Origin of the sequence: Inquilinus sp. CA228 (genome assembly GCF_052078665.1) — a bacterium.
Taxonomy (GTDB): domain Bacteria; phylum Pseudomonadota; class Alphaproteobacteria; order DSM-16000; family Inquilinaceae; genus Inquilinus.
The window spans coordinates 89,776-108,331 of sequence record NZ_JBQJIK010000009.1 but is presented as its reverse complement, the minus strand read 5'-3'; the positions used below and the strand labels follow the sequence as shown (position 1 = coordinate 108,331).

The window sequence follows — 18,556 nt, the reverse complement described above, 5'->3', positions numbered from 1 at the left end:
GTCAGCCCAAAGCCTGGTTGATCAGCCCGAAGATCCTGGCGGACACCGCGGGCGCCGGTCTATCGCCGCGCCGCATGGTCGCGACCGTGTCGACCCGCGCCAGGCCGGCGGCCGCGAGCCGGTCGGCGAAGGCGCCGTCATCCGGCGTGTCGACCCGCAGGAAGCGGCCGGCATGCTCCTGCAGATGCGGCTGCAGCAGGGCGATGGCGGCGGCCTCGTCCGGCGCGACGATCGGGCCGACGACATGGCCGCGGCCGAAGGGGCGGCACAGGCTGAAGCCGAGCAGGTCGCCATCCACCTCGTAGCCGAAGCCGGCCGAACGGATGGCGAGCCCGTCCAGCGCGGCCGACCGCTCCGCACCATAAGCCTCCCGGTCGAGGGCATGGATCCGCGGCCAGTCCGCAGCCGTGATCGGCCGCACCCGCCCGGCCACAGTCGGCGTCGGCTGCACCAGGCCCTGGTGCTGGTGGATCCGGCCGATCTCGCGGAACCCTTTGGACCGGTACAGCCGCAGCCCCGCCGGGGTGGCGTTGAGCTGCAGCACGCGGTCGCCGGCTTGGTCGAACAGCCACTGCATCAGCCGCCGCCCGGTGCCCTTCGCCTGCAGCCGCGGCGAGACGATGATCATGCCGACCGTGCCGAAATCGGGTCCGAACGGCCACCACAGGGCCGAGCCGATCACCCGGCCGGCGCCGTCGCAGGCCGCCACGCCCTCGCCGACCTCATAGACGAAGCGCCAATCCTCCGGCCGGTGCGCCCAGCCGACTTCCACGGTCAAAGCGTGCAGCGCCGGCAGGTCCTGCTCCGTCATCGGGCGCAAGGTCGGGGGAGGGGTGTCCTGGGTCATCACCGATATCTCTAGGTCGGGCCGCGAGCCCTCAGCTTGCTCCGTGCATCCTGGCACGATCGGCCGAAAAGCCGGCGGCGCACCATGCGGATGCACCAAAGCGGCACGCATCCATGGCAGCATCTGCCGCGCTGGCCGGTCTAGCCTCGGCGGCAGTCGGTCTCAGGGAAAACAGGGCGCATCCCATGGCTCGTGTCGTCATCATCGGTGCCGGTATCGTCGGTCTGTCCGTGGCGCGGGCGGCGCTGCAGCGCGGGCACGAGGTGCATCTGCTGGAGCAGGGCGAGGTGCCGAACCCGCACAGCGCTTCCTACGACCAGCACCGGATGATCCGCTACCATTACGGCGTGGCCGTCGGCTACACCCGCATGGTGGCGCCCGCCTTCGAGGCCTGGTCGCGCGTCTGGGACGACATCGGCAGCGAGCAGTTCGAGGACACCGGCGCGATCGCGATCTCGCTGGAGGCCGACGACTACGCCGCCCAGACGCTGGAGGTCTTCCGCGAGGTGGGCATCCTGCACGAGGTGCTGGACCGCGATGGCGTCGAGCGGCTGTGCCCGCATCTGCAACTGCCCGCGGGCGCCTGGGGCGTTGTCGCCTCCCCGGGCGGGCCGCTCTTCGCCGGCCGCATCGTCACCGAGCTGGCGCGCTGGGTGGCGGAGCACGGAGCCGTGATCGAAGGCGGCTGCCGCATCGCCCGGGTGGACCAGGAGCGCGGCGTCGCCGTCCGGGCCGACGGCAGCGCGGTCGAGGGCGACATCCTGGTGGTCGCCGCCGGCGCCTGGCTGCCGGCGCTGATGCCGGAGCGCTACGGCGACGCGTCCACCTGGCGGCAGGGCCTGTGCTATGTCGAGCCGCCGGCGCGCTTCGCCCAGTCCTGGCGGGACGCGCCGGCCATCGTCACCCTCGGCGACCATGGCGGCTACACCCTGCCGGACCGCCGCGGCGCCGGCCTCAAATTCGGGCATGGCCCACACCGGCGCCGCGCCCGGCCGGAGATCGACGGCTTCGGCTCCGACCTCGCCACCGAGGGCGAGGCGATCCTGGCGCCGTTCCGGCCCTATTTCCGTGACGCCGCGGACTACCGCCCGACCCGGATCCAGGTCGGCTACTACGTCCTCGACCCGTCACGCCGCTTCCGGCTCGACACCGCCGGGCGCGGCCTCGTGGTGACCCATTGCGACGGCCAGATGTTCAAGTTCGGCCCGCTGCTGGGCGAGCGCATCATCGCCATGTTCGACGGCGCCGAAAGCGCGGCCGACCTCGCCCGCTGGGCCGCGGGATACTGACCATGCTCGACTTCGATCCCGCCGCCGTCGCTATCCCCGCCGGCCATTTCATCGACGGGCGCGTCGTCGTGGGGGAGGGCGAGACGATCGGCGTCCGCCGCCCTTCCGACGGCGCGCTCTATGCCGACCTCCCCATCGCCTCCGCCGACCTCGTCGACCGGGCGGTGACCGGCGCGGCCGAAGCGCAGCGCCGGACCGACTGGGCCACCCGCGCGCCGCGCGAGCGGGCCCGGGTGCTGCGGCGCTTCGCCGACCTGATCGACGCCCGGACGCAGGAGCTGGGGCGGCTCGAGGCGCTCGGCTCCACCCGGCCGATCGCCCAGGCCCTGGCCGTCGACGTCGCCTCGACCGCCGAGGGCTTCCGCTTCTTCGCCGAATACGCCGACAAGCTGGGCGGCGAGGTCGCTGCCACCCGCAGCGACAGCCTCGGCCTGGTGATCTCCGAGCCCTATGGCGTGGTCGCCGCGATCACGCCCTGGAACTTCCCGCTCAGCATGGCGTCGTGGAAGGCCGGGCCGGCGCTGGCCGCCGGCAACGCCGTCGTGCTCAAGCCGTCGGAGCTGACGCCGTTCTCGACCGTGCTGCTGGCGCAGCTGGCGGTCGAGGCCGGGGTGCCGCCCGGCATCTTCAACGTCGTCCAGGGCACCGGGTTCGTCACCGGCGACGCGCTGTGCCGCCATCCGCGGGTCGGCAAGATCTCCTTCACCGGCTCGACCCGCACCGGTGCCGCCATCATGGCGGCCAGCGCCGCCAGCGGGGTGAAGCCGGTGACGCTGGAGCTCGGCGGCAAGAGCCCGCAGCTGGTCTTCGCCGACACGCCGAGCGCCGACCGGCCGGGCGATGCGGGCGGTGCGCCGGCTGCAGGCCGGCACCGTCTGGGTCAACCGCTACGGCCGCACGGCCGACTTCATCCTGCCGACCGGCGGCTACAAGCGCTCCGGCATCGGCAAGGACCTCGGGCGCCAGGCGGTCGAGGCCAATCTGCGCCACAAGAGCGTGCTGATGGAGTTCTGACGGAGCTGGAGCCGCCGAGCCCGCGACCGGACTCTGCCGGCGCCCAGAAGAACCGTCATCGCGAGGAGGCGCAGCGAAGCAATCCAGGGGCTGCTGGATTGCTTCGCTGCGTTTGCAGTGACGATTCTCCGATCGGCAAGCGGGCATCATTCCTGAAAATTCTTTTACATGCGGCGGGCCGAACAGATTATGCCCTTCCTTCTGGCCGACAACGCCCCCGCCTCCAGCCCCGGAACGCCGACGATGACCCTCGCCTACTGGACCGGAACCTATCTGCCGCTCGACGACGTCAAGGTTTCGCCGCTCGACCGCGGCTACCTCTTCGCCGATGGCGTCTATGAGGTGGTGGCGGTCTATGACGGCCGGATCTTCGAGCTCGACGCCCATCTCGACCGGCTGGCCCGCAGCCTCGCCGCAATCCGGATCGACCCGAGCCTCGATCGCGCCGGCATCGCCACGGTGTTCCGGCAGCTGGCCGAGACCGCGCCGCGCCCGGCCGCGACCATCTACATGCAGGTCACCCGCGGCGCCCCGGCCCAGCGCAGCCACGTCTTCCCGGCCGCGGCCCAGGCCAGCATCCTGGCCTTCGCCGGCCCGCTGAAGCGCCTGAGCCGGGCGCAGCAGGAGGACGGCTTTGCCCTGGTCTCGGCGCCCGACATCCGCTGGCTGCGCTGCGACATCAAGTCGATCGCGCTGCTGCCCTCCGTCCTGGCCGCGCAGAACGCGGCCGAGGCCGGGGCGCTGGAGACGGTGATGCTGCGCGGCGGGCTGGTCAGCGAATGCGCCGCCAGCAACGTCTTCGTCGTCAAGGACGGGCGGGTGGCGACGCCCATCGCCGACCACCGCATCCTCGACGGCATCAACCGCCGCCTCGCCATCCGCCTGGCCGAGGAGCTCGGCATCGCGGTCGAGCAGCGTGACGTGGCCGAGGCCGAGCTGCGCGGCGCCGACGAGATCTGGATCACCAGCACCACCAAGGAGCTGGCGCCGATCGTGCGGCTGGACGACGCCGCGGTCGGCTCCGGCCGGCCGGGGCCGGTGTGGCGGCGGGTGCGCGACGCCTTCGATAGCCTGGTCGGGAGGCCGGAATGAGCCGTCTCGCCCGCGATTTCGGCCTGGTCTGTGGCACGCTGCCGACCGGCCCTCTCAACGCCATCACCGATGTGCCCGGGGTGCTGGTCGGCCATCTCAGCATGCATGCCGGCGACGTGCTGACCGGCGTCACCGCCATCCTGCCGCATGCCGGCAACCTGTTCCGGACCAAGGCCCGCGCCGCGGTCGAGGTGATCAACGGCTTCGGCAAGAGCACCGGCCTGATGCAGGTGGCGGAGCTGGGGACGGTCGAGACGCCGATCCTGCTGACCAACACCTTCGCCGTCGGCACCTGCGCCACGGCGCTGATCCGCGCCGCCATCGCCGCCAATCCCGACATCGGCCGCGAGACCGGCACGGTCAACCCGGTGGTGCTGGAGTGCAATGACGGCTTCCTGTCCGACATCCAGGCCCTGGCGGTGACCGAGACCGACGCGCTGGAAGCGATCGCGGCGGCCAGCGCCGGCCATATCGGCCAGGGCTCGGTCGGCGCCGGCACGGGGATGAGCAGCTTCGGCTTCAAGGGCGGCATCGGCACCGCCTCGCGCCGGGCGAAGTTCGACCGCGACCATTTCCATCTCGGCGTGCTGATGCTGGCCAATTTCGGCCGGGCCGGCGACCTGGTGCTGCCCGATGGCCGCCGCCCGGCGCCGCCCGCGGAGCCGACGCCCGAGCGCGGCTCGGTGATCGTGATCCTGGCGACCGATGTGCCGCTGGAGCACCGCCAACTGCACCGCGTCACCAGGCGCTGTGGCGCCGGCCTGGCACGGCTCGGCGCCTTCTGGGGCCATGGCAGCGGCGACATCGCGCTCGGCTTCTCCACCGCCGATCCGGTGGAGCACGACCAGAAGCGCGACCTGATCGGGATCCGGGCGCTGAACGAGGCGCGCATCGACCGGCTGTTCCAGGCCGCGGCCGAGGCGACGCAGGAGGCGGTGCTGAACGCGCTCTGCGCCGCCGGGCCTGCGATCGGCCGCCAGGGCCACAGCCGGCCCTCGCTCGGGGACTGGCTGGAGGCGGAAGAGCGGAAATGAAGATCTACATCTCGTCCGACATCGAGGGCGTGGCCGGCGTGGTCTCGCCGCAGCAGGGCCAGCCGGGCAATGGCGAGTACGAACGCGCCCGCCGGCTGATGACCGAGGAGGTCAACGCTGCGATCGAGGGCGCGCTGGAAGGCGGTGCCACCGAGATCCTGGTCAACGACGCCCACGGCCCGATGACCAACCTGCTGCCGGAGCTGCTGCACCCGGCGGCGGAGCTGATCCAGGGCAAGCCGAAGCCGCTCAACATGTTCGCCGGGCTCGATGCCGGCCATGCCGCGGTGTTCTGCCTCGGGTACCACGCCCGGGCGTCGGAGCAGGGTGTGCTGGCCCACACCACCAACGGCTTCGCCTTCCGCGCCGTGCGGCTGAACGGCCGGCCGCTGGGCGAGGCCGGGATCTACGGCGCCTATGCCGGCAGCCTGGGCGTGCCGGTGGCCATGGTCTCCGGCGACGACCGCTGCGTCGCCGAGTTGCGCGAGCATTTCCCCGAGGCCGAGTTCGTCCAGACCAAGCGGGCGCTGGGCAACCGCGCCGCCCGGTCGCTGCCGCTGCCGGCCGCCCGCGCGGCGTTGCGCGAAGGCGCGGCCCGCGCCGTCCGTCGCGCCGGCGCGATCCCGCTTTTCCGCATCGACGGCCCTTACACGCTGGAGCTGGAGATGGGCGGCCCGGCTTTGGCCGACCTCGCAGCCACCCTGCCGCCGGCCGAACGGCGCGACGGCGTCACCGTGGCTCTACCCGCCGGCAGCGTCGCAGACGCCATCCGCTGGATGAATGCCGTCTCCGCCATGACGGCCTTCCTCCGTTGACTCCGAGGCTTCCATGACCGACCCATCCCGCGCCGTCCTGGCGATCCATGGCGGCGCCGGCACCATCCGCCGGGACTCGCTGTCGCCGGAGCAGGAGGACGCCTCTCACCAGGGCCTGCGCACCGCGCTGCGCAACGGCCACCTCGTCCTGGCGGCCGGCGGCTCCGCGCTCGACGCCGTCACCGCCGCGGTGATGGCGCTGGAGGAGGACCCGCTGTTCAACGCCGGCCGCGGCGCCGTCTTCACCAGCGCCGGCGAGAATGAGATGGATGCGGCGGTGATGGACGGGCGTGACCGGCGCGCCGGCGCCGTCGCCGGCATCTGCGGCCCGCGCCACCCCATCCTGGCCGCCCGCGCGGTGATGGAGCGGACCGAGCATGTGCTGCTGGCCGGGGAGGGGGCGCGCCGCTTCTGCCGCGAGGCGGGGCTGGAGCATATGGACCCGTCCTGGTTCCGCACCGAGCGGCGCTGGCAAGCGCTGCAGGACGAGCTGGCGCGCCGCCGCCAGGCCCTGCCGGATGACGGCGACCCGGCGCGCAAGCACGGCACGGTCGGCGCCGTGGCCTGCGACGCCGCCGGCAACCTGGCCGCCGCCACCTCGACCGGCGGCATGACCGGCAAGACCCCGGGCCGAGTCGGCGACAGCCCGGTGATCGGCGCCGGCACCTGGGCCGACAACGCCACCTGCGCCGTCTCCGGCACCGGCCATGGCGAGATCTTCATCCGCTACGCCGCCGGCCACGAGATCGACGCCCGCATGCGCTGGGCCGGGCAGGGGCTGGAGCAGGCGGCGGAGGATGTGGTGCAGGCGCTGCTCGCCCCGGCCGGCGGCTCCGGCGGGCTGATCGCGGTCAACGCCCAGGGCCGTGTCGCGCTGCCCTTCAACTGCGAGGGCATGTATCGCGGCGTGGTCGGCGCCGATGGCGTGCTGCGCACCGCGATCCACCGCGAGGCCTTCCGGGTCGAGGCCGCTTAGGGCAAGGTCCGGCGTGAACAGGAGGACATGATGGCGGTCGATTCGGGCAAGAGGCTGGCGGCGCTGCGCGGCAAGATGCGGGAGGCGGGCGTCGATCTCGTCGCGCTCGGGCCCGGCTCGCACATGCAATGGGCGGCCGGCTTCCACCCGCATGCCGATGAGCGGCCCTGCCTGCTGCTGATCGGGCCGGAGCGCGAGGCGTTCCTGATGCCGGTGCTGAACGCCGAGGGATCGCGTGAGGAGACCGCGGTCGCCTTCCACACCTGGGACGACGCCGTCGGGCCGGACGCCGCCCTGGCGGCCGCCCTGGCCGATGTCGGCGCGGCCCAGGCCGGGCATGTGGTGCTGGACGAGACGATGCGGGCCGATTTCGCCCTGCTGCTGCTCGGTGTCCTGCCGGGCGCGCGGCACAGCTTCACCGACAGCACCATCGGCGCTCTGCGCATGCGCAAGGACGCGGCCGAATTCGCCAAGCTGAAGATGAATGCCGGCATTGCCGACCGCGCCATCCAGGCCGCCTTCGCTGCGGCGAAACCGGGCATGACCGAGCTGGAGCTGGCGGCGGTGATCAAGGCGCACTTCAGCTCGGAAGGCGCATCACCGGCGTTCTGGATCGTCGGCGGCGGCGGCAACGGCGCCTTCCCGCACCACCAGACCAGCGGGCGCCGGCTGGAGGAGGGCGACGCCGTGGTGGTCGACATCGGCGGCCGCAAGGGCGGCTTCCCCAGCGACATCACCCGCATGGTCGCGATCGGCCGCCCGCCGGAGGGCTACGGCCAGATCCACACCATCGTCGAGAAGGCGGTGCAGGCGGCGCTCAAGGCCGCGAGGCCCGGCGTACAGGCCAAGGAGGTCGACGCCGCCGCCCGGCGCGTCATCGCCGATGCCGGCTACGGCGAGTACTTCGTGCACCGCACCGGCCACGGCATGGGCATCGACGGCCACGAGCCGCCCTACATCACCGCCACCTCGGAGACGGTGCTGGAGGAGGGCATGGTGTTCTCGATCGAGCCGGGCATCTACATCCCGGGCCGCTTCGGCATCCGGCTCGAGGAGATTGTGATCCTGCGCGAGGACGGCCCGGAGATCCTGTCCACCCTGCCGCGCGACCTGCACGTGGTGCGCCTTTGACCGATCGGGCGGCCGGTCAGCCGGCCGCCCATTTCGAATCCGGCACCACCACCAGCTTGCCGACGAAGCCCTTGGCCATGAAGTCAGCCTGGGCTTGGTGAAAGTCGGACAGGCGGTAGACGCCGCCGACCAGCGGCTTCAGCTTGCCTTCCTCGATGTACCGCACCAGCCGCCAGAAGGCGCCGCGGGTGCCCTGGGACGAGCCGTGCAGCTCCAGGTGCTTCAGATACATCGTCCGCAGGTCCAACTGCACCACCGGCCCGGCGATGGCGCCGGCGGTGGTGTAGCGCCCTTCCTGCCGCAGGATGCGCAGCAGGTCGTTGAACATAGCCCCGCCGACCAGATCGGCAACGACGTCGATCGAGCGCCCCTTGGTGGCCCGCTCCACCGCCGAGACCAGGTCGCCGGCATCGCGGGTGACCACCGCCTCGGCTCCGGCCGCCAGCACCGCCTCCTCCTTGCCGCGTCCGACCACGGCATAGGGGATGGCGCCGCGGGCCCGGCACAGCTGGACGATGCCGGAGCCGACGCCGCCCGAGGCGCCGGTGACCAGCACCCGCTCGCCCGCCGCCACCCGGGCGCGGTCCAGCATGTGCTCGCCGGTCAGGTAGGCGCAGCAGAAGGTGGCCAGCTCGACGTCCGTCATCGGCGTGTCGACGCGATGGGCGTGGTCGGCCGGCAGCGCCATGTACTCGGCATAGCCACCGTCGCGGCCATGGCCCATGTAGTCGATGTCGGCCAGGCTGTCGTCGTCGCGGTTGTAGATGCTGAAATCGACCATCACCCGCTCGCCGATCCGCGCTTCCGGCACGCCGGCGCCGACCGCGACGATGCGGCCGACCGTGTCGGTGCCCTGGATGCGGGGGAAGGTCAGGGTCGACCGGTCACCGCGGCCGCGCCAGCTCGACACCGCCTCCGGGTCCGCCTCGGTGCCGTAGGCGCCTTCGCGGACCCAGACATCGGTGTTGTTCATGCCGCAGGCCGCGACCTCGATCAGCACCTCGCCGGCCGCCGGCTTCGGCACCGGCACGTCGTCGCGATGGACCAGCTTGTCGGGCCCGCCATGGCCGGTCAGGACCACGGCGCGCATGGTGGCGGGGATGGGTTCGGCGATCATCGTCCTGCTCACAGCTCGTTCGCCACCGACCCGACCGCGCCGGCCACGGCCCTGACCACGATGTCGGCCTCGTCGCGGGTCAGGCACAGCGGCGGCGCGAAGCCCAGGATGTCGCCCTGCGGCAGGGCACGGGTGATGACGCCGCGGGCCAGCGTCGCCGCATAGATCCGCGGGCCGACCTTCAGCGCCGGGTCGAAGAACACCCGGTTGTCCTTGTCGGCCACGAACTCGACCGCCGCGGCCAGGCCCTCGCCGCGCACCTCGCCGACGATGCGGTGGCCGGCCAGCGCATCGGCCAGCGCCTGCTTGAAATAGGCGCCGGTCACCTTCGCGTTCTCGACCAGGCCCAGGCTGTCGACCAGCTCCAGATTGGCGATCGCCGCGGCGGTGCACAGCGGGTGCGAGGAATAGGTCCAGCCATGGCCGATGGCGCCGAGCGCGTCGGACCCCTTCTCCAGGATCTTCCACACCGTCTCCGACACGATCACGCCGGACAGGGGCGCATAGGCCGAGGTCAGGCCCTTAGCGATGGTGATCAGGTCCGGCTTGATGCCGTAGTGATCGGAGCCGAACATCGACCCCAGCCGGCCGAAACCGGTGATCACCTCGTCGGCGATCAGCAGCACGTCGTATTTGGCGAGGACGGCCTGGATCTTCTCCCAGTAGCCGGCCGGCGGCGGCACCAGCCCGCCGGTGCCCAGGATCGGCTCGCCGATGAAGGCGGCCACCGTCTCCGGCCCCTCGGCGAGGATCAGCTCCTCCAGCCGGTCGGCGCAGCGTTGCGAGAACTGCTCCTCGCTCAGCGAGCGGTCCTCGCGGCGGTAATAGTAGGGCGCGTCGGTGTGCAGCACCTGGGCCAGCGGCAGGTCGAAGGCCTTGTGGAACAGCTCGAGCCCGGTGAGGCTGCCGGTCATCAGGCCGGAGCCGTGATAGCCGCGCCAGCGCGAGATGATCTTCTTCTTCTCCGGCCGGCCCAGGATGTTGTTGATGTACCAGACCAGCTTGACGTTGGTCTCGTTGGCGTCGGACCCGCCGAGGCCGAAGAACACCCGCGACATGCCGGCCGGCGCCCGGTCGATGATCATCTTGGCCAGGCGGATCGACGGCTCAGACCCGTGGCCGACATAGGCGTGGTAATAGGCCAGCTCATGCGCCTGGGCGGCGATCGCGTCGGCGATCTCGCGGCGGCCATAGCCGACATTGACGCAGTACAGCCCGGCGAAGGCGTCCAGGCTGCGCTTGCCGTCGCGGTCGGTGATGTAGACGCCCTCGCCGCCGGTGATGATCCGGTTCGGCGTCTCGCCGCGGGCATGGGCCGCCATATGGGTCGACGGGTGGAAGAAATGGTCGCGATCCCAGGCGTCGAGTTCGTTGCCGCGAAGGGCCATCGGAAATCTCCTTGAACGAGGGGCGGGCGCTCAGGCGGCGTCCAGGCAGAGATACTTGAGTTCGGTGAAGGCCTCGATGCCGTGGCGCGAGCCTTCGCGGCCGAGGCCGGACTGCTTGGTGCCGCCGAACGGGATCGGGGCGCCGGTGATCTTCACCCGGTTGACCGCGACCATGCCGTAGTCGAGCGCGCGGCCCAGCCGCAGCATCCGGGCACCGTCGCGGGTGACGACATAGGCCACCAGCCCGTATTCGGTGTCGTTGGCGCGGGCGATCACCTCGTCCTCGGCGTCGAAGGCGGTGACGGCGGCGACCGGGGCGAAGGTCTCCTCGCGCATGATCGCGGCGTCGTCCGGCACGTCGGCCAGCACGGTCGGGGCGAAGAACAGCGGCCCGGCCGCATGGATATCGCCGCCGGCGAGGCAGCGGGCGCCGCGGGTCACGGCGTCCTGGACATGCTCCGCCGCCTTGGCCACGGCCCGGCCATGCATCAGCGGCCCGATCTCGGTCTCCGGGTCGAGGCCGTTGCCGACCTTGAGCGCCGCCACCCTCTTGGCAAAGGCCGCGCAGAAGGCGGCATAGACCGGCCGTTCGACATAGATCCGGTTGGCGGCCAGGCAGTCCTGGCCCGAGGTCGCGAATTTGGCGTCGATCGCGATCGACACGGCGCGGTCGAGATCGGCATCGGCGAAGACGATCAGCGGCGCGTGGCCGCCCAGTTCCAGCTGCAGCCGCTTGATCGTCGGGGCGCAGCGCTCGGCGATCAGCCGGCCGATTTCGGTCGACCCGGTGAAGCTGACCGCCCGCACCCGCCTGTCGGCGCAGATCCGGCCGACGATCGGCTCCGGGTCGCCGGTGACGATGTTCAGCGCTCCGGCGGGGATGCCGGCACGCTCCGCCAGCTCGGCCAGGGCCAGGGCCGACAGCGGGGTCTGCGACGACGGATGGGCGACCACGGTGCAGCCGGCGGCCAGGGCGGCCGCAGCCTTGCGGGTCAGCATGGCGCAGGGGAAGTTCCACGGCGTGGCGACGCCGACCACGCCCAGCGGCTCGCGCCGCACCATCATTTCGGCGCCGGGCAGGGGACTGGTGACGGATTCGACGTTCAGGCGCTTGGCCTCCTCGGCGAACCACTCGACGAAGCCGGCGCCGTAGTCGATCTCGCCGCGCGACTCCGCCAGCGGCTTGCCCTGCTCCAGCGTCATCAGCAGGGCCAGATCCTCCTTGGCCGCCAGGATCCGGTCGAACCAGTTGCGCAGCTTCGCCGCCCGCTCCTGCGGCAGCAGCGCCCGCCAGGCCGGGAAGGCGGCCTCGGCGGCGGCGATGGCGCGGTCCGCCTCGGCCGCGCCCAGCCGCGCCACGCGGGCGACGGTGACGCCGGTGGCGGGGTCGGCGACTTCGAACACCGCGCCGTTGGCGGCGGCGGTCCAGCGGCCATCGACATAGGCCAGCTCGCGCAACAGCCGGCGGTCGGTAAGGCGCCCCAGCGCGTCATGCTGGCTGGGCCGGGTGGCGAGGGCGGTCATTGGCTGAGCCTCCGTCAAGGGCGAGGCCGCCAAGGTAGGGGGAGAGCGGGGGAGAAGGAGGCTGTTCGGGCCGCGGCCGGAAGACCAAGTCTCTCGCGGGGTGGGGGACGCGGAGAGAGTCTCTCTGCCTAAGTTGCGTCCGGCCCCGCCAGCACCTCGACCGGCACCACCACATCATCCTTCACCGTTCGCGTGACGATGTAGGTGAAGTACCGGTCGATGCCGATCTCCTCCTCCAGCAGCCGGTCGACCAGCCGCTGATAGCCGTCGATGTCGCGCGCCACGACCTTCAGCAGATAGTCGATGCCGCCGCCCAGCGACCAGCAGGCCACCACCTCCGGCACCGCCTTCACCGCCCGCTCGAACCGGTCGAAATCCGCCTGGCGGTGGGCGCCCAGCGTGATCTCGACGAACACCATGGCGAAGGGCGCGATCCGGCGCAGCGCCAGCCGGGCGTGGTAGCCGGAGATCACGCCCTCGCGCTGCAGCCGGTGCAGCCGGGTCCAGCACGGCGTCGGCGACAGCCCGACCTTCTCGGCCAGGGCCAGCTTGGTGATGCGCCCGTCGCGCTGGATCTCGGCCAGGATGCGCAGGTCGATCGGGTCGAGCTTGACGGAGGACATGGCCGAAACCATGCCGGTGCGCAATTCGGGTTGTCAATTGAACTGATCCTGGATCACAGTCCAATCATGACAATCTGGCAGCCCGATCCCGCCGCCCTGCGCCGGCCCGCCTATCTCTCCCTGGCCGACCAGATCGCGCGCGCGATCTCGGATGGGCGGCTGCAGCCGGGGGAGCGGCTGGCGACGCACCGGCAGATGGCCGAGACGCTGGACCTGTCGGTGCAGACCGTCAGCCGCGCCTATGAGGAGCTGATCCGCCGCGGCCTGATCTCCGGCGAGACCGGGCGCGGCACCTTCATCCGCCCGCCGCAGCGCGAGCCTGTCCCGCCGTACATTCCCGAGCGGCTGAGCGAGGTCATCGATCTCTCGATCCTGAAGCCGGTGGTGTGCGAGACCCTGCACATCGATGCGATGAAGGCGGCGCTGCACGACCTGGCCGACACGCTGCCGCATTCCGCCGTGCTGTCCTTCCGCCCGAACACGCTGTTCGCCCGCCATCGCCGGGTGGCGCAGGGCTGGCTGCGCGAGCATTGCGGGGTCGAGGCCACGCCCGGCACCATCCACCTGACCAACGGCGCCACCTCCGGCATGACCATCGCCCTGATGGCCGCGGCCCCGCCTGGGTCGACCGTGGTGACCGAGGCGGTCGGCCACCACACGCTGGTGCCGCTGGCGGCCTATCTCGGCCTGCGGCTGCGCGGCGTGGCGATCGATGCGGAGGGCGTGATCCCCGAGGCGCTGGACGAGGCCTGCAGCGAGGGCGATGTCCGCGCCCTGTTCGTCATGCCGAACCCGATCAACGCCACTGCCAGCCTGATGGGTGAGGCGCGGCGGGCCGAGATCGTCGCGGTCGCGCGCCGCCACGGCCTGCAGATCATCGAGAACGACGTGCTGGCGCCGCTGTTGAGCGAGCGGCTGCCGCCGCTGGCCGCCCTGGCGCCGGAGCGCACGCTGTATGTCACCACCTTCACCAAATGCGTGATGCCGGGGCTGCGCGCCGGCTATCTGGTGGTGCCGGACCGGCTGTGCCCGGCGGTCGCCAACCGCAGCTTGGTGACCAGCTGGATGGCGACCGGGCTGATCGCGGAGCTGGCCGCCCGCTGGGTCGAGAACGGCACGGCGGCGGAGCTGGTGCGCTGGCAGGTCGAGGCGATCCGCGGCCGCCAGGCGATCGCCGCCGAGATATTGGCCGGCATTCCGCACAAGGCCCATCCGCAGGGGCTGCATGTCTGGCTGCCGCTGGGCGAGCGGCGGTCGGAGGAGGAGTTCGTGTCGCATGCCCGGCTGCAGGGCGTGGCGATTGCGCCCGGCGCCTCGTTTGCCATCGGGGGCGCCAGCGAGGGCGGCATGGACCGGCAGCCGGCGGTGCGCATCTCGGTCGGCTCGACCACGCCGGAGCAGTTGCGCGACGGGCTGAAGATCGTCGTCAACCTGCTGCAGGGCGAGCCGGAGCCGGTGCTGCTGGCGATGTAGGAATCGGCAAGCCGCTGCCTAAGGAATCATCACGGCAGGTCAAATTGTACTGATTTGTTTTTCCATTTGACATGATTTTGTCTCCCTTCCATCGTTGGCGGCAACAGAGGCCCGTCGCCGCAACAGGGAGAGCGACTTGGCAAATTCCGTATCGGACCCGTGCATCAGCGTCGAGGGCGTGACCAAGCGCTTCGGGCCGCTGACCGTATTGAACGACCTGACCTTCACCGTGAAGCCGGGCGAGAAGCTGGCCCTGATCGGGCCGTCCGGCTCGGGCAAGACCACCATCCTGCGCATCCTGATGACGCTGGAGGAGATCAACGGCGGCCATATCCGGATCGAGGGCGAGCAGCTGTTCCACATGAAGCGGAACGGCGGGCTGGTGGCGGCCGACGACCGCCATCTGCACAAGATGCGCGCCAAGATCGGCATGGTGTTCCAACTGTTCAACCTGTTCCCGCACAAATGCGTGCTGGACAACGTGACCCTGGCGCCGATCCTGACCGCCGGCGTCGACCGCAAGACCGCCGAGGCCCGGGCGATGGAGCTGCTCGAGCTGGTCGGCATGGCGGAGAAGGCCAAGGCAATGCCGGCGCAGCTGTCCGGCGGCCAGAAGCAGCGCGTCGCGATCGCCCGCGCCCTCGCGCTGAAGCCGAAGATCATGCTGTTCGACGAGGTCACCTCGGCGCTCGACCCCGAGCTGGTCGAGGAGGTGCTGAACGTGATGCGCCGCCTCGCCGCCGAGACCGACATGACCATGCTGCTGGTCACCCACGAGATGAGCTTCGCCCACGACTTCGCCGACCGGGTCCTGTTCTTCGACCGGGGCCGGATCGTCGAGGAAGGGCCGCCGGACGAGATCTTCCGGCACCCGCGCGAGGAGCGGACCCAAACCTTCCTCAAGAAGATCATCGCCGCCGGCCAACGGATCTGACCGCGGCGGCGGCACCCAAACGCGAGAACAGGAGAGGCAGAAATGAACAAAGGATTTTGCGCGCGTCTGATCCTGGCCGCCGTATCGGCCGTGGCCTTGGCACAGCCGGCCGCGGCCGACACGCTGGACAATCTGAAGGAGCAGGGCTTCGCCCGCATCGCCATCGCCAACGAGCCGCCCTTCACCGCGGTGGCGGCGGACGGCAAGGTCTCCGGCGCCGGGCCGGACGTGGCGCGCGAGGTGTTCAAACGCATGGGCGTGCCCGACGTCGTCGCCTCGATCTCGGAATACGGCGCCATGATCCCCGGGCTGCAGGCCCGCCGTTTCGACGCGGTCACCGCCGGCCTGTTCATGAAGCCGGAGCGCTGCCGCGCCGTGTCCTATTCGCAGCCGATCCTGTGCGACGGCGAGGCCTTCGCGGTGAAGAAGGGCAACCCCTCGAACTTCCAGAGCTACGCCGACATCGCCGCCAACGCCGACGCCAAGATCGGCGCGCCGGGCGGCGGCACCGAGGAGCGGCTGGCGCTGGAGGCCGGGGTGCCGCGCGATCGGGTGATCGTGGTGCCGGACGGGCAGAGCGGCATCAAGATGCTGCAGGACGGCCGCATCGACGTCTATTCGCTGCCGATCCTGTCGATCCAGGACCTGCTGAAGAAGGCCAGCGACCCGAACATCGAGATGGTCGGGCCGGTGAAGAACGCGCCGGTCTATTGCGACGGCGCCGCCTTCCGCAAGCAGGACACGGCGCTGCGCGACGCCTTCGACAAGGAGCTGGCGGCGCTGAAGCAGTCCGGCGAGTTCGCCAAGATCGTCGAGCCCTACGGCTTCTCGGCCAAGGCCGCGCTCGAGACCAACCGCGACGCGATGTGCGGCGGTCCGAACTGAGACGGAGAGGTCGGTGACTGTCCCCACGACCCTGAAGATCGCTCTCTTTCTGAGTCCTCCCTCCCCTTGCGGGAGGGGGGACTCGTTTGGCTTGGGGCGGCGACGGCATCGCGATCCTGAGAACGTCATTTCGCGAGCCGCCGCATGAACCAGTGGGAAGGCTATCTCGGGCTGATCCTGCAGGGCGCCTGGGTGACCATCGAGCTGACCGTGCTGGGCTGCGCCCTGGCGCTGGTGCTCGCCTTCCTGGCCGGGCTGGGGCGGCTGTCGTCCAGCTTCGCTCTGCGGGCGCTGGCCACGACCTATGTCGAGTTCTTCCGCGGCACCTCGATCTTCGTGCAGCTGTTCTGGGTCTATTTCGTGCTGCCGCTGGCCGGGTTCGAGATGAGCCCGCTGCAGGCCGGCGTGCTGGCCCTCGGCCTCAATGTCGGGGCCTATGGGGCCGAGGTGGTGCGCGGCGCCGTGCAGTCGATCGGGCGCGAGCAGCGCGAGGCCTGCGTCGCGCTCAACCTGACCCGGCGGCAGAGCCTGTGGCACGTCATCCTGCCCCAGGCCTTCGTGCTGATGCTGCCGACCTTCGGCAACAACGCCATCGAGCTGCTGAAGGCCACCGCCGTGGTGTCGCTGATCTCGCTGACCGACCTGACCTTCCAGGCCCAGATCGTGCGGGCCCAGACCGGCAGCACCGCCTTCCCCTTCCTCACCATCCTGGTGATCTATTTCGCGCTGGCGCTGCTGATCTCGGCCGGGGTGCGGGCGCTGGAGCGCCGCCTGGCCCGCGGCCTCGACGGCGTGCGGAGCTGAGCCATGGATTGGGACTGGGCCTTCGTCGCCGAGATCCTCCCGACCCTGATCCAGGGCGTGAAGATCACCATCCTGGCCACCATCCTGGGCTACGCCCTGGCGGTGGTGCTGGGCCTCGGCCTCGCTTTGCTGCGCCGGACCCGCCGCCGCTGGCTGGCACGGATCACCGGCTTCCTGATCGAGTTCATCCGCGGCACGCCGCTGTTGGTGCAGCTGTACTTCCTGTTCTACATCATGCCGGATCTCGGCCTGACGCTGTCGCCGCTGACCGCCGGGGTGATCGGCCTCGGCCTGCACTACGCCACCTACACGGCGGAAGTGTACCGCGCCGGCATCGACAACACCCCGCGCGGCCAGTGGGAGGCGGCGAAGGCCTGCAACCTGACGGCGGGGCAGAGCTGGCGCCACGTCATCCTGCCGCAGGCGATCCCGCCGATGCTGCCGGCGCTGGCCAACTACTTCATCGCCATGTTCAAGGAGACGCCGCTGCTCTCCGCCATCACGGTGCTGGAGCTGATGAACCAGGCCCGCAGCGTCGCCAACTACAACTACCGCTATTTGGAGCCGATGACGCTGGTCGGCGCCTTCTTCCTCGTCATCAGCCTGATCGCCGTGGTCGGCCTCCGCTTCCTGGAGCGCCGCTTCCGGCCGCTGCGCTGAGCCGGAGCCCGTGATGCCCGAGATCGAACGGTCCACCCTGCCGCTCAGCTTCGACGACCGCCCGCTGGCGAAGCGGATCGGCCTGGTCATCCTGGCGACCGACCACACCAGCGAGCCGGATTTCCGCCGCATGGTCGCCAGCGACCGGATCGGCCTCTATGTCGCCCGCATCGCCTATGCCAACCCGACCACGCCGGAGAATCTGCGCCGGATGCAGCCGCGCCTCGCCGAGGGCGCCGGGCTGATCCTGCCGGAGGAGGATCTCGACCTCGTCTGCTACTCCTGCACCTCGGCCTCGGTGGTGATGGGCGACGACGCGATCGAGGAGGCGATCCGCGAGGCCAAGCCGGGCGTCATCGTGGTGACCCCGCCGCTGGCCGCCCGCCGCGCCCTCGATGCGCTCGGCGCCCGCCGGATCGCGGTCTTGACCCCCTACACGGTCGAGACCAGCCGGCCGATGGCCGATTACTTCGCCGGCCACGGCCATGACATCGCCCGCTTCACCTGCCTCGGCCTGGACGACGACCGCCAGATGGCGCGGATCAGCCTGCCGTCGATCGTGGCGGCGGCCGAGGCGGCGATGGCGCCGGACGCCGAGGCGCTGTTCATCTCCTGCACCGCTTTGCGCGCCGCCGGGGTGGCGGCGGACATCGAGCGCCGGATCGGCAAGCCGGTGGTGACCAGCAACCTCGCCACCGCCTGGATGGCGCTGCGTCTGTGCGGCGACGACCGCCCCCGGCCGGATCTCGGCCGGCTGATGGCGCTGTGAGGTCGTGATGGTCGCCTATCCGCTTTTTTCAATGTCATTGCCGGGCTTGACCCGGCAATCCAGAGGGTCTCGACATCTTCTGGATGCCCGGGTCAAGCCCGGGCATGACAACAGAGAGCAAAGTCGTAGGTTGGGTTCGCGGATGCGAACCCAACACTCCGGTGCTGCGGCCCCGATGTTG

The 18,556-nt window shown here is 71.0% G+C and carries 18 protein-coding genes; 13 read left to right on the top strand and 5 right to left on the bottom strand.

What is annotated here, in order from left to right:
• Window position 1: 1 nt before the first annotated feature.
• Window positions 2-847, bottom strand: coding sequence for a GNAT family N-acetyltransferase (locus ACTOWL_RS06305; protein ID WP_441320349.1), 846 nt, complete (start codon window positions 845-847; stop codon window positions 2-4).
• A 185-nt stretch (window positions 848-1,032) separates the two neighbouring features.
• Here ACTOWL_RS06305 and ACTOWL_RS06300 point away from each other — a divergent pair, with 185 nt between their 5' ends.
• Genes ACTOWL_RS06300 through ACTOWL_RS06270 form a run of 7 tightly spaced genes read left to right on the top strand, consistent with a single transcriptional unit; the run spans window position 1,033 to window position 8,198 of the window.
• Entirely contained in the window at window positions 1,033-2,136 is a 1,104-nt protein-coding gene (locus ACTOWL_RS06300) for an NAD(P)/FAD-dependent oxidoreductase (RefSeq protein ID WP_441320348.1), read from the top strand.
• Window positions 2,137-2,138: 2 nt separating this feature from the next.
• Window positions 2,139-3,491 carry an aldehyde dehydrogenase family protein gene (locus tag ACTOWL_RS06295; protein WP_441320347.1) on the top strand — a complete coding sequence of 451 codons (1,353 nt, stop codon included), beginning with the start codon at window positions 2,139-2,141 and terminating at the stop codon, window positions 3,489-3,491.
• Window positions 3,394-4,242 (top strand): aminotransferase class IV, encoded by an 849-nt coding sequence (locus tag ACTOWL_RS06290; RefSeq protein WP_441320346.1) that lies wholly within the window; start codon window positions 3,394-3,396, stop codon window positions 4,240-4,242. Before ACTOWL_RS06295 ends, ACTOWL_RS06290 begins: the two co-directional genes overlap by 98 nt.
• Window positions 4,239-5,276 (top strand): P1 family peptidase, encoded by a 1,038-nt coding sequence (locus ACTOWL_RS06285; RefSeq protein ID WP_441320345.1) that lies wholly within the window; start codon window positions 4,239-4,241, stop codon window positions 5,274-5,276. Before ACTOWL_RS06290 ends, ACTOWL_RS06285 begins: the two co-directional genes overlap by 4 nt.
• Window positions 5,273-6,091: a M55 family metallopeptidase gene (locus ACTOWL_RS06280; RefSeq protein ID WP_441320344.1), complete on the top strand. Its 819-nt coding sequence runs from the start codon at window positions 5,273-5,275 to the stop codon at window positions 6,089-6,091. The genes ACTOWL_RS06285 and ACTOWL_RS06280 overlap by 4 nt, the downstream gene beginning before the upstream one ends.
• A gap of 13 nt (window positions 6,092-6,104) precedes the next feature.
• Window positions 6,105-7,067 carry an isoaspartyl peptidase/L-asparaginase family protein gene (locus tag ACTOWL_RS06275; RefSeq protein ID WP_441320343.1) on the top strand — a complete coding sequence of 321 codons (963 nt, stop codon included), beginning with the start codon at window positions 6,105-6,107 and terminating at the stop codon, window positions 7,065-7,067.
• Window positions 7,068-7,097: 30 nt separating this feature from the next.
• Window positions 7,098-8,198 (top strand): M24 family metallopeptidase, encoded by a 1,101-nt coding sequence (locus ACTOWL_RS06270; RefSeq protein ID WP_441320342.1) that lies wholly within the window; start codon window positions 7,098-7,100, stop codon window positions 8,196-8,198.
• 16 nt (window positions 8,199-8,214) lie between these two features.
• Here the strand turns inward: ACTOWL_RS06270 and ACTOWL_RS06265 are convergent, their stop codons facing one another.
• The 4 genes from ACTOWL_RS06265 to ACTOWL_RS06250 form a co-directional block, all read right to left on the bottom strand.
• Complete coding sequence (locus tag ACTOWL_RS06265; RefSeq protein ID WP_441320341.1) at window positions 8,215-9,315, bottom strand: alcohol dehydrogenase family protein; 1,101 nt, start codon at window positions 9,313-9,315, stop codon at window positions 8,215-8,217.
• Window positions 9,316-9,323: 8 nt separating this feature from the next.
• On the bottom strand, window positions 9,324-10,703 hold the full coding sequence (locus ACTOWL_RS06260; RefSeq protein WP_441320340.1) for an aspartate aminotransferase family protein: 1,380 nt from the start codon (window positions 10,701-10,703) through the stop codon (window positions 9,324-9,326).
• Window positions 10,704-10,733: 30 nt separating this feature from the next.
• Complete coding sequence (locus ACTOWL_RS06255) at window positions 10,734-12,227, bottom strand: NAD-dependent succinate-semialdehyde dehydrogenase (protein WP_441320339.1); 1,494 nt, start codon at window positions 12,225-12,227, stop codon at window positions 10,734-10,736.
• A gap of 128 nt (window positions 12,228-12,355) precedes the next feature.
• Window positions 12,356-12,850 (bottom strand): Lrp/AsnC family transcriptional regulator, encoded by a 495-nt coding sequence (locus tag ACTOWL_RS06250; protein WP_441320338.1) that lies wholly within the window; start codon window positions 12,848-12,850, stop codon window positions 12,356-12,358.
• 66 nt (window positions 12,851-12,916) lie between these two features.
• Between ACTOWL_RS06250 and ehuR the strand changes: the two genes are divergently transcribed.
• From ehuR to eutA, 6 genes are all read left to right on the top strand, one after another.
• Window positions 12,917-14,323: a MocR-like ectoine utilization transcription factor EhuR gene (gene ehuR, locus ACTOWL_RS06245; RefSeq protein ID WP_441320337.1), complete on the top strand. Its 1,407-nt coding sequence runs from the start codon at window positions 12,917-12,919 to the stop codon at window positions 14,321-14,323.
• Window positions 14,324-14,459: 136 nt separating this feature from the next.
• On the top strand, window positions 14,460-15,257 hold the full coding sequence (ehuA, locus tag ACTOWL_RS06240; RefSeq protein ID WP_441320336.1) for an ectoine/hydroxyectoine ABC transporter ATP-binding protein EhuA: 798 nt from the start codon (window positions 14,460-14,462) through the stop codon (window positions 15,255-15,257).
• A 42-nt stretch (window positions 15,258-15,299) separates the two neighbouring features.
• The gene (ehuB, locus tag ACTOWL_RS06235; RefSeq protein WP_441320335.1) at window positions 15,300-16,142 is read left to right on the top strand and encodes an ectoine/hydroxyectoine ABC transporter substrate-binding protein EhuB; all 843 of its coding nucleotides are present in this window, start codon (window positions 15,300-15,302) and stop codon (window positions 16,140-16,142) included.
• Between the two features lie 144 nt (window positions 16,143-16,286).
• Window positions 16,287-16,946, top strand: coding sequence for an ectoine/hydroxyectoine ABC transporter permease subunit EhuC (gene ehuC, locus ACTOWL_RS06230; protein ID WP_441320334.1), 660 nt, complete (start codon window positions 16,287-16,289; stop codon window positions 16,944-16,946).
• A gap of 3 nt (window positions 16,947-16,949) precedes the next feature.
• Window positions 16,950-17,606: an ectoine/hydroxyectoine ABC transporter permease subunit EhuD gene (gene ehuD / locus ACTOWL_RS06225; protein ID WP_441320333.1), complete on the top strand. Its 657-nt coding sequence runs from the start codon at window positions 16,950-16,952 to the stop codon at window positions 17,604-17,606.
• A 13-nt stretch (window positions 17,607-17,619) separates the two neighbouring features.
• A complete protein-coding gene (eutA, locus tag ACTOWL_RS06220) occupies window positions 17,620-18,375 on the top strand; it encodes an ectoine utilization protein EutA (protein ID WP_441320332.1) in 756 nt (251 codons plus the stop codon).
• Window positions 18,376-18,556: the final 181 nt, after the last annotated feature.

Coding starts and splice junctions, on each gene's coding strand:
- ACTOWL_RS06275 (WP_441320343.1), top strand. CDS start 6,105: ATGACCGACCCATCCCGCGCCGTCCTGGCGATCCATGGCGGCGCCGGC.
- ehuD (WP_441320333.1), top strand. CDS start 16,950: ATGGATTGGGACTGGGCCTTCGTCGCCGAGATCCTCCCGACCCTGATC.
- ACTOWL_RS06270 (WP_441320342.1), top strand. CDS start 7,098: ATGGCGGTCGATTCGGGCAAGAGGCTGGCGGCGCTGCGCGGCAAGATG.
- ACTOWL_RS06305 (WP_441320349.1), bottom strand. CDS start 847: ATGACCCAGGACACCCCTCCCCCGACCTTGCGCCCGATGACGGAGCAG.
- ehuC (WP_441320334.1), top strand. CDS start 16,287: ATGAACCAGTGGGAAGGCTATCTCGGGCTGATCCTGCAGGGCGCCTGG.
- ACTOWL_RS06255 (WP_441320339.1), bottom strand. CDS start 12,227: ATGACCGCCCTCGCCACCCGGCCCAGCCAGCATGACGCGCTGGGGCGC.
- ACTOWL_RS06260 (WP_441320340.1), bottom strand. CDS start 10,703: ATGGCCCTTCGCGGCAACGAACTCGACGCCTGGGATCGCGACCATTTC.
- ehuR (WP_441320337.1), top strand. CDS start 12,917: ATGACAATCTGGCAGCCCGATCCCGCCGCCCTGCGCCGGCCCGCCTAT.
- ACTOWL_RS06265 (WP_441320341.1), bottom strand. CDS start 9,315: ATGATCGCCGAACCCATCCCCGCCACCATGCGCGCCGTGGTCCTGACC.
- eutA (WP_441320332.1), top strand. CDS start 17,620: ATGCCCGAGATCGAACGGTCCACCCTGCCGCTCAGCTTCGACGACCGC.
- ACTOWL_RS06285 (WP_441320345.1), top strand. CDS start 4,239: ATGAGCCGTCTCGCCCGCGATTTCGGCCTGGTCTGTGGCACGCTGCCG.
- ACTOWL_RS06280 (WP_441320344.1), top strand. CDS start 5,273: ATGAAGATCTACATCTCGTCCGACATCGAGGGCGTGGCCGGCGTGGTC.
- ehuB (WP_441320335.1), top strand. CDS start 15,300: ATGAACAAAGGATTTTGCGCGCGTCTGATCCTGGCCGCCGTATCGGCC.
- ACTOWL_RS06290 (WP_441320346.1), top strand. CDS start 3,394: ATGACCCTCGCCTACTGGACCGGAACCTATCTGCCGCTCGACGACGTC.
- ACTOWL_RS06295 (WP_441320347.1), top strand. CDS start 2,139: ATGCTCGACTTCGATCCCGCCGCCGTCGCTATCCCCGCCGGCCATTTC.
- ACTOWL_RS06300 (WP_441320348.1), top strand. CDS start 1,033: ATGGCTCGTGTCGTCATCATCGGTGCCGGTATCGTCGGTCTGTCCGTG.
- ACTOWL_RS06250 (WP_441320338.1), bottom strand. CDS start 12,850: ATGTCCTCCGTCAAGCTCGACCCGATCGACCTGCGCATCCTGGCCGAG.